Below are 14,045 nucleotides of genomic sequence, written 5' to 3' on the forward strand. Positions count from 1 at the left end.
TTATGCTTCCTCCTGCCAATGATAGGCCTTGTCATTGCCATCGAAGACATGCAGGGCCTTTTCATCGAAGCCGACCAGCACGCGGTCCCCTGCGCGCACGGTCGACCTCCCGCTATCCTCGACAATCAGGTCAAGGCCGTTGTCGAGTTTGCCATATAGCAGGGTCCGCTCACCAAGGCGCTCCACCACCGAGACTGTGAGACCGAGGCCATCTTCGCCCGGATTTACAACAAAGGTATCTTCGGACCGGAGCCCTATGGCTGCGCCATCAAGTTTGAAATCGGCTGGCAGCTTGATCGTGGTTTCGATCATCCCTGCCCCGGCCACATCCAGCCCCGTCTTTCCGGCCTTGGCCTCGAGTGCCTTGATCGGCAGCATAGACATTGCCGGCGAGCCGACAAATTCGGCGACAAAACGGGTGGCGGGCCGTTGATAGATCTCCATTGGCGTGCCGATCTGCTCGATCTTTCTGTCATGCATGACGACAATCCGATGAGCGAGCGTCATGGCCTCAACCTGATCGTGGGTGACGAAAATCATGGTAGAGCCAAGCCGCTGATGCAGTTGGGCCAATTCCAGACGCGTGCGACTTCTCAAGGCAGCATCAAGGTTGGACAGAGGTTCGTCGAACAGGAAAGCCTTTGGTTCCTTGACAATGGCGCGCCCGATGGCGACACGCTGGCGTTGACCACCAGAGAGCTTTGCAGGTTTGCGGTCGAGCAAATGGGACATTTCAAGGGTTTCTGCCGCCGCCTCGACCCGTTTTCTGATTTCCGCCTTGTCGATTTTGATATTCTCGAGCCCGAACGCCATATTCTGGGCCACGGTCATGTGCGGATAAAGAGCATAGGTCTGAAAGACCATGGCAACACCCCGCTTGCCCGGCGGCAGGGTGTCAATTCGGTCTCCACCGATAGAGATGGTTCCCTTGTCAACGGATTCGAGCCCGGCGATCATGCGTAGCAACGTGGATTTACCGCAGCCTGATGGTCCGAGGAAAACGATAAATTCACCGGCTTCGATGCCAAGCGAGATTTCGTCAAGCACAGTGAGGGAACCGTAGGCCTTGGTTACATTGTTAATGTCGATGGTGGCAGACATGGGACTCTCTTCTTCAGGAACGCTTCGAAGTGACGATTTGGATTGTTGTCGGCAATGGCGCCTTAAGACATCCTTTTATTTGAGCCGGATCATGCGATAGCTGAGCGGTGTGACCTTCACATTGAGCTTGCCATCAGAGACTGTCGCACCGGCTCCCTCCACAGGAGCAACCGGTTCGCCGCCAGGACTGTTTGTTGCATCAAGTTCGTGCCCGCCAATCACCTTGTCCATAACCACATCCTTGTGGTCAAAACCTTCAAGGGACAGGGTGAGGTCAATGGCTTCGCTCTCATGCCGGTTCACAAGGAAGAAGCTCAGGCCGCCATCCTCCTCGCTCAGCACACCGGCGATATCGAGATAGGGAACCTGTTTGGCAAAGTCTGTTTCATAGCTTTCGACATCGACAGCCAGATCAAGCGCCATACCGCGCCCATATCTGGAAGCAAAGAGATAGGGATAGAATGTGGTCTGACGCCAGGCCGGTCCGCCCTTGACGGTCATGATCGGGGCAATGACATTGACCAACTGCGCCAGACAGCCGACCTTCACGATATCGGACCGGCGAATGAATGTGTTGAGCATGCAGCCAACCACCAGCACGTCAGCGAAGTCATAGATGTCTTCAAGCAGTGGCGGGGCGAGCGGCCAACCTTCCTTGCCCTCAAGAATTGGCTTGTCCTGTTTGGCGGAATGATACCAGACATTCCATTCGTCAAAGGAAATATAAACATCCCTGTTGGAGCGCTTCTTGGCCTTGATGGTTTTGATGACGCTCTGAATGGTTTCGATATAGGTATCGAGCTGGACCGATTTTGCCAGGAAATTCCTTGTATTCTGTTCGTGGTTATCGAAATAGATATGAAGCGAAATATAGTCGACGCTGTCATAGGTATAGTCCAGAACAGTATATTCCCATTCGGGATAGGTCGGCATATTGGGAGAGGAGGACCCGCAGACCACCAGCTCGATATTCTTGTCAAAGGCGCGCATCGCCTTGGCGGTCTCAAAGGCAGTGCGTCCATATTCGGCAGCGGTTTTCTGACCGATCTGCCAGGGGCCGTCCATTTCGTTGCCAAGGCACCAGAGTTTGACACCCCATGGCTCGTCGCGGCCATTCTGCTTGCGCAGATCAGACCAGTAGGACCCGCCCGGATGGTTGACATATTCAAGGAAGGCGCGCGCCTCATCAAGGCCGCGTGACCCCAGATTGACCGCCAGCATCATTTCGGTTCCGGCCTTTTCGGCCCAGTCGGCAAATTCGTGAATACCGATTTCGTTGCTCTCGGAGGTATGCCAGGCCAGATCAAGGCGCGTCGGGCGCTGTTCTTTGGGGCCGATGCCATCTTCCCAGTTATAGGCGGACACGAAGTTGCCACCGGGATATCGCACCACTGGCACATCCAGTTCCTTGACGAGATCCAGCACATCCTGACGAAAGCCCTGTTCGTCGGCGCTCTCATGGCCGGGTTCATAAATACCGGTATAAACTGCGCGGCCCAAATGCTCTACGAAAGACCCGTACAAGCGAGGATCAATTTTGGCGACGGTGTACTCTTTGTGCGCGGTGACTGATGCACGCATGCTTGGCCCCTCTCATTTATATCAGTTATTATGATATTATTCAGCAATTATGATATTAACCGAGAGTATATTTGGTCGTCAATAGGATGTTTTTGTGATTTCCGTACCCGATTTTCTGATATTTTGATTTGATCTCAGAGCCAAAACGAGAAAATTTCCCTATCTAGTTGATTTTAGACGGTCTTCATCAGTATTCTGGATTTACTTATCAGAATGATGACAGATTTAAGTCCTTAGTCTAAGAACGATGTCCTGATCATAATTCCCGAATCCACGACCAAAAATGTTGATCCCACCCGGATAGGTCGCACCGTCAGGCACGGAAATGCGCACCCGGATCGAACGGTGGTCATCGAGCCCCAGATCCGAAAGACAAACCTCGGACACACGCATGCCGTCGACATAGGTGCCATCAGTGGTGACGCGGAAGCTTTTCAGGTGCCCATATTGCGACCCGGCCAGCTTCCACCAGTCAGGCGTGAATTTGCCGCGTCGGTCGCCGTAATCCCCGGCAGCGGTCCAGACGGCAATCAGCTTGTCATTGATGGAGATATTGATGTCGGAGGGCCAGTTTTCCGACGTGCCAGGCACCTCGGAAGACAGCTCCATCTGAAGCTCGAGTTCCTTGACTTCCTTGCCTGCGATCCTGGCATTGTTGGGGAATTGATAGCGAACATAGCCCCTTGTAAACCAGAGCAAACCTGCCTTCATCCGCTCTGGAGAATGAAACGTGTCAGGACTGTCGAGGAACCCAATGATGCCCTCGCTGGAGCACAGGCCGCAAGGCGCAGAGGTGTCACATCCGGAATATAGCCCGACAGGCATCGCCACCTCGATCAGATTATCCTCGCTTTGCTGCTGCTCCTTGAAGGAAAGAACCACCTCGTCATAAGCAGCACGGCATATTTTCTGACTGCCTTTACGCGCCTTCTGGTTTTCGGTTTCGATCAAACCTGCCTTCTCAAGCGAGTTTACATGTGTCGAGGCAGACGACTGCGGCAGCTTAAGCATTTCGGCGATGTCGTTGACATTCATCGGCCCCTGTTTGTTCAACAATGTCAGGATGGACAGGCGGGCTGGAGCAGACAAGCTCTTGAGTATTTCGGCCCCGTTTTCCGGGGTTATCAGCATATATCGTTTACTCATTATTCTTTCCTTTGATTATCGATATATATCAAGTTTTTTGATTTTTTCAAACAGGAAAACGGCAAAAACCAACGCATTTCCTCGGCGTTTGGCTTTCACGAATGAGCAGAGATGGAAAATGGGGAACTGGTTCAGCCTATTGGAAGCTGTTTCCAAGATCGATGCGCAGGCTCTTGAAGTCGGCAAGGGACTGCATGGTCTTGTTGTCATCGATGGCAGCCAGATCAAGGATCACCGCGTTCGCAATGGTCATTGGCACCACAAGGGACTGAGGCTGTCCGGCCTCACCGCGCGAGACAGCGATGTGGATATCGGGAGCAGGATCGATGCGGGCGCCCGCAATATCCGTGAGCGCAAGTGTCTTGGCTCCGTTTGCCTCCGCAACCTTGCGAATATCCAGAAGCACGCTTGATGGTCTCCTGAAACAGTTGAGCCAGACAACATCGTCAGAGCACAGCGCCGTCAGCTTTTCAGGCAGGAAATGAAGCTGATTTGACAGATCCTCGGCTGCATAGCCTGAGCGCATCAGGCGGCGAGTGATCAAATGGGACAGGGCTTCGGCATGCCCGGTTCCAAACAGAAAAATGCGACGGGCATCGCGCAATGCAGAAGAAAAATTACGGATGTCAACGTCGGACACGGAGCTTCGAACCAGCTCCAGCGCGGCGATTTCGCCGTCCAGCATGGAGGCGAGCAGACCATTTTCCTCCGCACGGATAAGGCGGGCGGCCATACGTGCGGACGCATGCTGGAAGTCATCCCCCCTCTCGATGAGGTTGGTTTGCAGAAAGGCACGAAATTCCGGATAGCCCTTGAAGCCGAGCCGTCTGGCAAGCCGCACGGCCGATGTGGGGTGGACACCCGCGCGGGTGGAGACTTCCTTGCCATTTTCCATGGCAGCACGAACAGGATCCCCGACCAGCACATTGAGGATGCGCGTGTCGGCGTCGGTCAGCTTGGCAGAATTTTTCTTGATCAATTCTCCAAGAAAAACAGGCAGTTGGGTCTGTTCGTTCATGACTTTCCCTTTTGTACAAACAGGGGTTCTGGCAGTGATTGCCTGTCCTTGGCCGTTTATGACCTTTCTCCTTGCCAATTACTAGATAGATTCCCGTCCTTGCCCAAGCCTTTTGACTTGAGTCCCCCGCGTCTCCTCACCTGCAAGTCCGGGATTATCAGGAAAAGGACCTCGATGCCGGGTTTGCCGGTGGTCTCCTTGAGGGGAGAGGCGTTATACCCCCTGCCCCATTTCCAGACGCATGCCGGATTCGGCGTTGAAATAGTGGGCGTTCTCCATATCGAGATTGATAAAGATGTCAGAGCGCCCCGGTGGCAGCTCCTTGCGGGCACAATTGAGCGTGAGGCGACCTGCTGCCGTGTCACAATGAAGGATGACATCGGATCCCGTCAATTCGGACAGGACGATTGATCCGGGCAAGGTGGGGGCATCTGTCTGCTCGTGCGCTATGGTCAGCGACTCGGGGCGCAATCCGACCTCAATATCCGGATCACCCTGCCAGAAGTCGAGCTTGCCTGCCGACAGGAAATTCATCGGCGGCATTCCCAGAAAACTCGCTACAAAGCGGTTTGCGGGCTTGTCGTATATGGCTTCTGGGGTGTCGAACTGTTGCAGATATCCATCCTTCATCACCGCGATCCGGTCTGCCAGCGACAAAGCTTCGGTCTGATCGTGGGTGACATAGATGATGGTTGCACCCAACTGTTTATGCAGGGCCTTGATCTCGGTGCGCATGGCGACGCGCAGTGCGTTGTCGAGGTTTGAGAGCGGCTCGTCCATCAGGAAGGTCGAGGTATCACGGGCAATTGCCCGTCCCATCGCCACGCGCTGGCGCTGACCGCCGGAAAGAGCGGCAGGCTTGCGGTCGAGATAGGGATCAAGCTGAAGCGTTTTGGCCACCTCCTCGGCGCGGGCGTTGCGCTGCTTCTTGGGTACCCGGCGCAGCTCAAGCCCAAAGGCGATATTCTCGCGCACAGTCAAATGCGGATAGAGCGCATAGTTCTGAAAGATCATGGCGATATCGCGATGCTGGGGCAACTGGTCATTGGCCCGCTTGTCAGCGATGAAAATATCTCCCTCTGGACATTTTTCGAGGCCAGCGATCAGGCGCAGAAGGGTCGACTTGCCACAGCCTGACGGACCGACGATGACGATGAATTCGCCGTCTTCGATTTCCATCGAGACATCATGCAGCACACGCTGTTCACCATCATAGGACTTGTTGATATTGCGCAGGGAAATGCGGCTCATCGGTTTGTTCCTTCCTCGAATTGCGCTCTGATCCTTAGCGCCAGACTGGGGCGATCAGTGGTGAAAATCTTGACGCCCATTTCGAGCGCCTTGGAAATCTGTTCGCTGGTATGGGCTGCATAGCAACCGAATTGCAGACCGGCATCGGTGATGACTTTCATCAACTGAGGTGTTGCGGTGTCGATCTGGACGCCGATCTCCGGGATCTCGTGGCTTTTGGCGATCTCTATCACGCCCTGACCTCCGATCTGCAACAGGACAATCGGGTTGACCAGCCACAGCCGCGGGCGGGTGCAATGCTGTGCAATTTCATCGAGATAATCGATGAGGAAGGAGGAGAAGTTGGTCTTTGCCAATGCGCCCTGTTGTTCGAGCCTGGAGATGGCGAGGGGAACAAAATTCTCATATCGGCGCCCATGGGCGTCGGGCTTGAACTCGCAACGCAACTCAACGGATGAAGGAGAGAAGATCTCGCACAATTCTTCAAGCAGCAGTGGGCCGCTATTCTGTCCGTAATTGATGATCGCGCCACGCACCTGCCCGGCCGTCATTTCGGCGATGGCTCCTGACAGGTCTGTGGTACGGTCAAGCGTGGGATCGTGGTGGACAATGATATGGCCATCCGATGTGGGATGCAGGTCAAACTCGACTTCCTCAACGGGCATTCCGGCGGTTGCCTCAAAGCCCGCACGCGTGCTGTCGCCAAATTCAAGGGTGCCACCGCGATGGGATGCAATACGAGTCATGTCTTTTGGTTCCTTATTGTCTTTGATGTGTCTTGTCTTTGTCGTCCAGGCGGTTTGCTGGTGGGCCTGGAGCATCATTTCACCGCGCCCATGGTGATGCCGCGCACGAGATGGCGTTCCACCAGCGCAAAGCCTAGCAACACGGGAAGAATGGAAATGGTTGAGGCGGCCATTACCAATGGCCAGTCGATCAGATCTTCACCGGGATTGATGCGATAAAGACGCGCCAGCCCGATCTGAAGGGTGTAGAGATCGCTCTTTCCAATTGCCACCAGAGGCCAGATATAGCTGTTCCACTCCCCAATGAAGATGTAGAGCGCCATGGACAGAATTGCTGGCTTGGAAAGTGGCACAATCACCCGCCAGAGCACCTGAATGGAGGAGGCCCCGTCCATATAGGCCGCTTCATCCAGCGAGCGGGGAATCCCCCGGATATACTGTCGCAGGAAAAAGGTCGCAAAGGCGCTGGCAAGAGCGGGCAAGATGAGGCCTGCATAACTGTCAAGCAGGCCCGCATCAGCCAGCGTCAGATAGTTCGGAATGAGGCTGATATGGCTCGGGATCATGAGGGTGGCAACCGTGGCACCGAACAGCAGATCACTGCCGACAAATCTGAACCGCGCAAATGCGTAGGCGGCCAGGGTTGCCATGGTGATGCCGCCAAGAGTGACAATGCCGGAGACGATGACGCTGTTCAGCAGATAGCGGGCAAAGTGATAGTGGCCCACCGCACGACCGTAATTGTCCAGAGTGAATTCCAGTCCGCCGGCATAATAGGCGTCGGCGGTCTGGAATGACAGCCAGATCGAATAGAGCGCTGGCGAGAGGAACAAAAGGCCACCAAAGAGCGCCAGGCCGGATATAAATGGTTTCTCAAGCTTCATAATGAACCCTCCGGCCAAGAACTCGGGATTTGATCAGCGACAACGCAATCAGCAGAATGAAGAGCATCACGGCCAATGCGGAGCCGGTGCCGATGTCAAACAGGGTGAAACCGACGCGATAAAGCATGTTGACGATCATGTCGGTTGCGTTGGCGGGGCCACCGTCCGTCATCACATTGACGATCGTGAAAACCTGAAAGGCTTCGATGACGGAAATGACGAGCAGAAAATAGGTCGTCGGCATGACGAGCGGCATGGTGACCCGGCGAAAGACATGAAAGCGCCGTCCCCCGTCAACCGCAGCTGCATCATAAAGCTCTGTCGGAATCGCCTGAAGTCCCGCAATGTAAATGACGATATCGTAACCGATCTGCTTCCAGGTATTGACGAGAATAATCACAAACAGCGCCAGATTTGGATCCTGCATCCATGGCACCTTCTCTGCGCCAAATGCGGTAATGATAGCGTTCGCGGTACCGTAGTCTGTCGCAAAGATCCAGGAAAAGACCACAGCAATCGAGACTGTCGAAGTGACCGAGGGCAGAAAGAAGGCTCCCCTCAGCATTCTTGAAGCAAATTTCTCGCTCGTCAGCAGGCTCGCCAATACCAGCGCCAGTGCCAGACGGATCGGTACAGATATGACAGCGAAGATCGCTGTCACTTTCACCGAATTCCAGAATTCTGTCGATGACAAGAGGAGCTTGTAGTTATCGAATCCGACAAAGGGCTTGGTAGATGAAAGAAAATCCCACTCGCGGAAACTGAGATTGATGCTGGTCGCGATTGGAATATATGTGAATACCGCAATGAAGGACAAGATCGGCAAGACATACAGATAGGGCGAAAGTTTGCGAAGCATGGGGTAGCCTGTTCGAAAAATCCGGCAGGGAACTGTTCGGATTGATGGTCGTGAGCCTTCAGGGCAAGCGCACCGTCGCTCCCGCCCTGAAGAAATTTGTTGACTATGGTAGGGTCCTATTTAGCCAGACGCTTTGCTTCGGCGCGGGTGTTTGCAGCAAACTCAGACAAAACTTCCTTGACGTCGCGTTGACCAAGGGCCATGGCTTCCCAGAGGCCATATTCGCTGGCGCGCATCCAGGTAACAACTGGTGGGCGAGGACGACCACGAGCAAAACCCAACTGATTGATGGCAACGCTGATGCCTGGCTTGGAAGCCAAAGTGTCTTTTGCCAATTTCTGCTCGGCAGTATGCTTGTTGATTGGCATGTAACCCGTTGCAGCGAACCAGATTGCGTTGGATTCAGGTGAAGCGGCAAAGCTGATGAATTTGTAAGCGGCATCTTTGACGTCCTGCTCGGCAGTGGAGAGAACCCCTATACCAGCACCACCGATTGGAACAGCGCAAACCTTGTTGCAAGGCATCGGACGGACTGCGAGGTTTTCACCAATCGCCTTTTTCGAACGAACATAGCTGCCGGTTGAGTTAAACATGATGCCAACCTTGCCCTGAAGAAAGGCATCGCGGCCAATGTCTTCTTTTGTCACGCCATCCGGGGACGCCACATGATGTTCGTGCACCAGTGAAGCCATCCACTGATACGCTTCGATGGTGTTTGGAGAGTCAAGCAGGATTTCGCCAGTCTTGGAGTCAATCAGGTCGCTATCATTGTCCATGACAAGGCCCCAACGAGCGAACTGACCTGGAGCAGCAATACCATAGATTCCCTGATCACCGAGTTTTTCGGTAACCTGTTTGGCAACTTTAAGAACATCGTCATAAGTTTTGAGGGCCGGCTCTTCGGTAAAACCGGCCTTGGCCAGAATGTCCTTGTTGAAATAAAGAACAGGAGTCGAAGAGTTGAAAGGTACAATGTAGTTTTTGCCTTCGAACACACCAACTTCGCGCGCAAAGTCAAACAGATCGTCTTTGAGAGGGTCATTGTTGACATAGTCTGTCAGGTCCGTCAGCACGCCGCGGTCAGCAAACAGACCATAACGGGTCACTTCCATAAGCACAGCATCCGGCTCGCGATGAGCGGGAATGGCAGCCTGAAGTTTTGCGACGATGTCATTATAGTTGCCGATATATTCGGCTTTGATTTTGATGTCTGGGTTAACAGCTTCAAAATTATCGATAATCTGTTGCAGGGCTTTGCCATTGGCCTTTTCCGGGTTCCAGCTGTTCCAGAAAGTAACCGTTGTGGCGGCGGAAGACATTTCTATCGAACTCAACAGGGCGAAGGCCGCTACGCCTGCGAGTTTCATCAATTTGCGAGTCATGTGACGCTCCTTGCAATTCAAATTGCATAAAATTACAATGTGCAATTTGAATTGCTTTCATGACAGGCATTGGACGGGGACATGACAATTCGATGACAATTGTGGACGAGGCGGACCATAACCTTTTCAGCCAAACCCATCTGGCGAGAGAGTGAGCTGTCGATCCGGGCTTGCTCGATGCTGAATCTCTCGATGCAGCCCCTCTCAATTCAGCCCCTCTCAATTCAGCCCCTCTCAATTCAGGCCCTCTCGAGTCAGGCCCTCTTGATCCGATCAAATTCACTGGCGAAAAATGGACCCTGCCCCATTGGGGTTACTCTCTAACCCGGATCAGGCTAACACAGATTTCTGACAGTTAAAGGACAGCCCACAGGGCCATGGCCGTGTCACCGCCACGGGGCATTTACAGCAATGTCATATGAGCGCAAAATCAGGTATATCGCAGCGCAGCATACGAAATTCCACTTACCTGACAACCGGACGACATAACAGCCCAAGCTTTAGGCATCAACTCCAAATTCTTCCAGTGGGATTGGAAATTGGTCAAAATTTGAGCTATATCAATGCCAAAAACCTCTCAACCACCCTCGAAAACTCGCGAGATATGCCCCCAAAGAGGCTTATTGTTACGCTCTTGCAAAAAATGCAACGCTGCAATGCACAAAAAGGCATGGCTACTTTGTGCATCCGGGGGGTGCGGGCATTGCCCTTTATATATAAGGCTCTTAAGGTATCAGGTGAGAGCCAGGCTCTCACCTCCCTACTGCTATTCTTAAATGGCACGTATGCGTCCATCGCCCGAAAGCACGCACCATCTTGTGTTTTTAGCGCTGCAGGAAAGAAATCATGACCAATAATATCACATCCAATGCTCCTCTTTCGGAGTTGACCAGCCTGACGTTCGATGAGTTGTCCGTAGGCCAGTCTGTCAAAAGAACCCGCACCCTGTCGCTTGCTGACGTCAATCTGTTCGCCGCCATGTCCGGCAATGTAGACCCACTGCATTTCCCGAATGGCGAAGATGAAGCCGTCCATCCAGAGCCGATCGGCCATGGCATGTGGGCAGGTTCCCTGTTCTCAGGTCTTCTTGGCACCGAGCTTCCGGGCCCCGGCACCGTTCTTGAGAAACATGAATTTGAGTTTATCGAACAGATCCCGCTTGGTGCGACCATCACCTTTCAGGTCACTGTTGCAGAAAAAATTGCCGGAGCTGACGGAAAACGCAATCGCGTGATCTTTGATTGCCTTTGCGAGGATGCCAATGGCAAACCCCTGTTGAAGGGCAAAACCACGGTCATTCCTCCAAAAGAACATCGCAGCCAGAAAGGCCACGCAGTGCCCGAGTTGCAGTTCATCCCGCATGATCAGCTCGAAATGCTCACTGCAAAATGCGCAAGCATTCCTCCGATGCCGACCGCCATCGTCTATCCTTGCGACCGCACCTCTTTGCAGGGCGCATGTGATGGCGCAAGCCTTGGCCTGATCGACCCCGTTCTTGTCGGCCCGGAAGCCCTCATCAAGAAAGTCGCAGAAGAAAACGATCTCGACATTTCCAAATATCGCATCGTTGATGCCGCTCACGAGCGTGATGCTGCTGCCAAAGGTGTTGCTCTGGCCAAAGATGGCACCTGTGGCGCTGTCATGAAGGGCTCTCTTCACACCGACGAACTGATGGGCGCCGTCGTGAAACGCGATGTTGGTCTTCGCACCAATCGCCGCATCAGCCATGTGTTCGTGATGAATGTTCCGACCTATCCGAAACCGCTTCTGATTTCCGATGGCGTGGTCAACATCACCCCGACCGCTGAAGACAAAGCCCACATCATTCAGAATGCTGTTGGTCTTGCCAATGTTCTTGGCGTGGAAACTCCGAAAGTTGCCATTCTGTCAGCTGTTGAACAGGTCAACCTGAAAATCTCTTCCACGGTTGATGCTGCCATCCTTTGCAAAATGGCTGATCGTGACCAGATCAAGGGCGCAATTCTCGACGGCCCACTGGCCTTTGACAATGCGATTTCCAAGGAAGCCGCCATCACCAAAGGCATCAAGTCAGAGGTTGCCGGCGATCCTGACATCCTGCTGGCACCGGATCTTGCCTCTGCCAACATGATCGTCAAACAGCTGTCTTTCCTGGCTCATGCAGACGCAGCAGGTATCGTGCTCGGTGCTGCCGTTCCGGTGATCCTGACCAGCCGCGCCGATAGCCTGGCAGCTCGCCTGGCCTCTTGCGCACTGGCCGTCCTTTTGGCAAACGCCAAATGAGCCGATAGGGACGCCGTAGAAAAATGACACAATCGGATAGAAAAAAAGGGGCGCTGTTGGTTCTCAACAGCGGCTCATCCAGCGTGAAATTTACCGTTTTTCAGGTCAACCCGGACGCATCCGGCGATGAAGCGCTTTCGCCTTTCTTTGCCGGTCAGCTTGATGGTATCGGCTCTTCGGCCAAACTGAAGGCAAAAGCTGCGACCAAAGAGCTGTTGGCGGATGAATCCTGGGAACATCTGGATCAGGGCACAGTGCCCGCCATTCTTCCGCATCTGCTGGAATGGATCGAAAAGAATCTGCCCGCCGATCTGCCGCTTCTGGCCGCAGGCCATCGCGTCGTCCATGGCGGACAGCTGTTCAACAAACCGGTCTTGCTGAATGGTGAAATCATCGAACAGTTGAGCGAGTTTATCCCGCTCGCTCCGTTGCATCAGCCGCAGAATCTGGCAGCGATCCGCACTCTGGCGGAAAGCCGTCCGGAGTTGCCACAGGTTGCCTGCTTCGACACGGCCTTCCATCAGACCATGCCTGAAGTCTCCTCGACTTACGGCATTCCTGATGAACTGACACAGGAAGGCATTCGCCGTTATGGCTTCCATGGGCTGTCCTACGAGTTCATCGCTCATCACATGCGCGAAACCTTTCCCGATGTTGCCAAGGGTCGCGTCGTTGTGGCTCACCTTGGCAGCGGGGCCAGCCTTGCCGCGCTTCAGGATGGGGTCAGCGTTGATACCTCAATGGGCTTCTCTGCCCTTGACGGTATTCCGATGGGAACCCGCCCGGGCAGCATGGACGCGGGCATTTTGATCCACCTGATGCGTCATCACAAGATGAGCGCGGACGAACTGGAAAAAATGCTCTATTACAAATGCGGTCTGTTGGGCATCTCCGGGCTTTCCAACGACATGCGTGACATTCAGGCAAGTGAGGATCCGAAGGCAAAACTGGCCGAGGAAATCTTCTGCATGAAAGCCGCAAAAACCATCACGTCGCTGGCAACCTCCATGGACGGCATTGACGCTCTGGTCTTTACCGCAGGGATCGGAGAACATTCGCCATCCATCCGCGCAAAGATTGCCTCTCACCTCAAATGGATTGGGGTTGAGCTTGATGATGCCAAGAATGACGCCAATGACTTGCATATTGAAGCAGACGGGTCTCTTCCTGTTTTCGTCATCCCGACAGATGAGGAATTCATGATTGCAAGCCATACGCTGAAATTGCAGTCGGCCTGAACCAAGGCACCAGCACAAACAAGAAATGCGCCCTGATCCCGTAATCAGGGCGCTTTTTTATGAGACGGCTTCGCAATCAGGGGTCATGACGCAAGGGCTTGACCATGAAAATCCGGTTGTTGCCGTCCGGTTTTGTCAAATGCGGACCGGTCCGCTCCAATATGAATCCCTGTCCTTCATAGAAACGCCGCAAGTGAGCGAAAATTTCGCGCGTATAGAGTTCCAACTCAGAAAAGCCTCTCTCCGTTGCCAGACAAACAGCATCCGCCATCATGTCCGCCCCAAGGCCGGAGCGATGATAATCGGGATGCAGGCAGAAAAGCGCGAGCATCAGCCTCCCCTCTCGGGTCCCCTTGTCAAAGACGACAATGCCCGTTCGACCACGCCAGAAATAGACATTCCGGGCGAGGATGAGCGCTTCAAGCGTTTCATATGGTCCGGGCTCTTCACGCCCGGCATTGCGGGCATAGTCATAAAACCCGGCATAGAGAAGCGCTCTTGCCTCTTCGGCTTCGCCAAGTGTGGCCTCGACGAGATCTCTTCTGGACATTGTCATTCCCTTTTCACTTCATGGCAC

General features: G+C 53.7%; 12 protein-coding genes. 2 read left to right on the forward strand and 10 right to left on the reverse strand.

Annotated elements, in window-relative coordinates:
- The 9 genes from ACHZB8_RS01270 to ACHZB8_RS01310 all read right to left on the reverse strand — a co-directional run bounded on the left by ACHZB8_RS01270 (position 1) and on the right by ACHZB8_RS01310 (position 9,968).
- A complete protein-coding gene (locus ACHZB8_RS01270; RefSeq protein ID WP_316858189.1) occupies positions 1–1,101 on the reverse strand; it encodes a sn-glycerol-3-phosphate ABC transporter ATP-binding protein UgpC in 1,101 nt (366 codons plus the stop codon).
- Between the two features lie 75 nt (positions 1,102–1,176).
- The gene (locus ACHZB8_RS01275; protein WP_316858190.1) at positions 1,177–2,682 is read right to left on the reverse strand and encodes an alpha-N-arabinofuranosidase; all 1,506 of its coding nucleotides are present in this window, start codon (positions 2,680–2,682) and stop codon (positions 1,177–1,179) included.
- Between the two features lie 225 nt (positions 2,683–2,907).
- Positions 2,908–3,828 carry a metalloregulator ArsR/SmtB family transcription factor gene (locus ACHZB8_RS01280; RefSeq protein WP_316858191.1) on the reverse strand — a complete coding sequence of 307 codons (921 nt, stop codon included), beginning with the start codon at positions 3,826–3,828 and terminating at the stop codon, positions 2,908–2,910.
- A 136-nt stretch (positions 3,829–3,964) separates the two neighbouring features.
- Positions 3,965–4,846, reverse strand: coding sequence for a MurR/RpiR family transcriptional regulator (locus tag ACHZB8_RS01285; RefSeq protein WP_316858192.1), 882 nt, complete (start codon positions 4,844–4,846; stop codon positions 3,965–3,967).
- Positions 4,847–5,059: 213 nt separating this feature from the next.
- Positions 5,060–6,097, reverse strand: coding sequence for an ATP-binding cassette domain-containing protein (locus ACHZB8_RS01290; RefSeq protein WP_316858193.1), 1,038 nt, complete (start codon positions 6,095–6,097; stop codon positions 5,060–5,062).
- Positions 6,094–6,843, reverse strand: a complete 750-nt coding sequence (locus tag ACHZB8_RS01295; protein WP_316858194.1) for a glycerophosphodiester phosphodiesterase family protein — start codon at positions 6,841–6,843, stop codon at positions 6,094–6,096. Before ACHZB8_RS01295 ends, ACHZB8_RS01290 begins: the two co-directional genes overlap by 4 nt.
- A gap of 74 nt (positions 6,844–6,917) precedes the next feature.
- A complete protein-coding gene (locus ACHZB8_RS01300) occupies positions 6,918–7,727 on the reverse strand; it encodes a carbohydrate ABC transporter permease (RefSeq protein WP_316858195.1) in 810 nt (269 codons plus the stop codon).
- Positions 7,717–8,586 carry a sugar ABC transporter permease gene (locus ACHZB8_RS01305; RefSeq protein ID WP_316858197.1) on the reverse strand — a complete coding sequence of 290 codons (870 nt, stop codon included), beginning with the start codon at positions 8,584–8,586 and terminating at the stop codon, positions 7,717–7,719. Before ACHZB8_RS01305 ends, ACHZB8_RS01300 begins: the two co-directional genes overlap by 11 nt.
- Before the next feature lie 116 nt (positions 8,587–8,702).
- Positions 8,703–9,968 (reverse strand): ABC transporter substrate-binding protein, encoded by a 1,266-nt coding sequence (locus tag ACHZB8_RS01310; RefSeq protein WP_316858199.1) that lies wholly within the window; start codon positions 9,966–9,968, stop codon positions 8,703–8,705.
- An 846-nt stretch (positions 9,969–10,814) separates the two neighbouring features.
- Here ACHZB8_RS01310 and ACHZB8_RS01315 point away from each other — a divergent pair.
- Both ACHZB8_RS01315 and ACHZB8_RS01320 read left to right on the forward strand, forming a co-directional pair.
- Positions 10,815–12,230: a bifunctional enoyl-CoA hydratase/phosphate acetyltransferase gene (locus ACHZB8_RS01315; protein ID WP_316858200.1), complete on the forward strand. Its 1,416-nt coding sequence runs from the start codon at positions 10,815–10,817 to the stop codon at positions 12,228–12,230.
- Between the two features lie 23 nt (positions 12,231–12,253).
- Complete coding sequence (locus ACHZB8_RS01320; protein WP_316858201.1) at positions 12,254–13,468, forward strand: acetate/propionate family kinase; 1,215 nt, start codon at positions 12,254–12,256, stop codon at positions 13,466–13,468.
- 76 nt (positions 13,469–13,544) lie between these two features.
- Here the strand turns inward: ACHZB8_RS01320 and ACHZB8_RS01325 are convergent, their stop codons facing one another.
- A complete protein-coding gene (locus ACHZB8_RS01325) occupies positions 13,545–14,018 on the reverse strand; it encodes a GNAT family N-acetyltransferase (RefSeq protein WP_316858202.1) in 474 nt (157 codons plus the stop codon).
- Positions 14,019–14,045 lie beyond the last annotated feature (27 nt).

The sequence above is a fragment of the uncultured Cohaesibacter sp. genome (assembly GCF_963556055.3).
Taxonomy (GTDB): Bacteria; Pseudomonadota; Alphaproteobacteria; order Rhizobiales; family Cohaesibacteraceae; genus Cohaesibacter.

Coding starts and splice junctions, on each gene's coding strand:
- ACHZB8_RS01310 (WP_316858199.1), bottom strand. CDS start 9,968: ATGACTCGCAAATTGATGAAACTCGCAGGCGTAGCGGCCTTCGCCCTG.
- ACHZB8_RS01285 (WP_316858192.1), bottom strand. CDS start 4,846: ATGAACGAACAGACCCAACTGCCTGTTTTTCTTGGAGAATTGATCAAG.
- ACHZB8_RS01280 (WP_316858191.1), bottom strand. CDS start 3,828: ATGAGTAAACGATATATGCTGATAACCCCGGAAAACGGGGCCGAAATA.
- ACHZB8_RS01270 (WP_316858189.1), bottom strand. CDS start 1,101: ATGTCTGCCACCATCGACATTAACAATGTAACCAAGGCCTACGGTTCC.
- ACHZB8_RS01315 (WP_316858200.1), top strand. CDS start 10,815: ATGACCAATAATATCACATCCAATGCTCCTCTTTCGGAGTTGACCAGC.
- ACHZB8_RS01325 (WP_316858202.1), bottom strand. CDS start 14,018: ATGTCCAGAAGAGATCTCGTCGAGGCCACACTTGGCGAAGCCGAAGAG.
- ACHZB8_RS01305 (WP_316858197.1), bottom strand. CDS start 8,586: ATGCTTCGCAAACTTTCGCCCTATCTGTATGTCTTGCCGATCTTGTCC.
- ACHZB8_RS01320 (WP_316858201.1), top strand. CDS start 12,254: ATGACACAATCGGATAGAAAAAAAGGGGCGCTGTTGGTTCTCAACAGC.
- ACHZB8_RS01290 (WP_316858193.1), bottom strand. CDS start 6,097: ATGAGCCGCATTTCCCTGCGCAATATCAACAAGTCCTATGATGGTGAA.
- ACHZB8_RS01295 (WP_316858194.1), bottom strand. CDS start 6,843: ATGACTCGTATTGCATCCCATCGCGGTGGCACCCTTGAATTTGGCGAC.
- ACHZB8_RS01275 (WP_316858190.1), bottom strand. CDS start 2,682: ATGCGTGCATCAGTCACCGCGCACAAAGAGTACACCGTCGCCAAAATT.
- ACHZB8_RS01300 (WP_316858195.1), bottom strand. CDS start 7,727: ATGAAGCTTGAGAAACCATTTATATCCGGCCTGGCGCTCTTTGGTGGC.